Here is a 1,066-nt window from a genome sequence, read left to right as displayed (position 1 = left end):
AGAGCGCAGCCACCGCCGGCAGGTCATTGCCCATCTCGCGCAGCCGGGCTGCCATGGAGGCCGGCATGGCCGTCATGCAACCACCTCGAGCGCCTTGTGGAAGCAACCATCCTTCATGATGGCGGTCAGCTTGCGCTTGTCCTGCAACACCCGTACATCGACCGTGGGATCGCCATCCACCAGCAGCAAGTCGGCCAAGTAGCCTTCGCGCAGCTGGCCCAGCTCAGTGCCCATGCCCATGATCTCGCCGCCGAGCGCGGTGGCCGCGTGCAGGACCTCGGCCGGCGTGTAGCCAAAGTGGCGAACCCAAAGTTCCAGGTCCCAGGCATTGCGGCCATTGGGGTTGAAGGGAAAGCCGTAGTCGCCACCGGGCAGCAGCTTGACGCCCAGGGCGCGCAGCTTGGGCACCAGCGCTTTCTGGTGCTCCAGCACGATGGCGGCGTCCGCCTTCATGTGGGTCATGTTGAAGTGCGGCGGCGGGTTGGCGTCCAGGGTGGCCTGCACGATACCGATCGTCGGAGCAATGAAGATCGTGTCCTTGTGGGCCGCCAGCATCGCCAGCGCCTCATCGTCGGCATAGGTGCAGTGGTAAAGCACCCGAAAGCCCGCCTTCACGCCGAGCTTCACTGCTTCGGCGGCGTGGGCATGGCCGGTCAGCCACACATTGGACTTACGGGCCTGCTCGCCAGCGGCCATCAGTTCTGCCTCGCTGTACAGCAGCTGTTGCGAGGCGCCGGGCTTGAGGGCACTTTCCCCGGAGATGAGGAACTTCACCGCCTTGGCGCCAATGTCGGCGCATTCCTTGACGAAGGTGCGCATGCCCTCGGGGCCACGCTGGTGGTCAGCCACATGGCCAGGGTCCAGGTCGGTCTCGTTGGGCGGTTCGCGCTCGACCGACGACGGGATTAGGCGTGGGCCTGGCATGCCCCCGGAAATGATTTGCTCGTTCAGGAATATTTCAAGCTTCTTGCTCAAGGCACCTGCCGAGTAAGCGCTGGTATAGCCGTGGTCAAGGAGGATCCGCGCATTGCGCGCAGCTGTCAGCGCCAGCTCTTCGGGCGGGAGG

General features: G+C 64.7%; 1 protein-coding gene. It reads right to left on the bottom strand.

The annotated features are described in order from the left end of the window. Positions 1-72: 72 nt before the first annotated feature. Entirely contained in the window at positions 73-1,050 is a 978-nt protein-coding gene (locus tag AC097L_RS26105) for an amidohydrolase family protein (RefSeq protein ID WP_479589592.1), read from the bottom strand. Positions 1,051-1,066: the final 16 nt, after the last annotated feature.

Source organism: Rhodoferax sp. RT5P35, assembly GCF_056521385.1.
The sequence above is the reverse complement of the archived record's forward strand: the minus strand, read 5'-3'. Positions and strand labels throughout refer to the sequence as shown.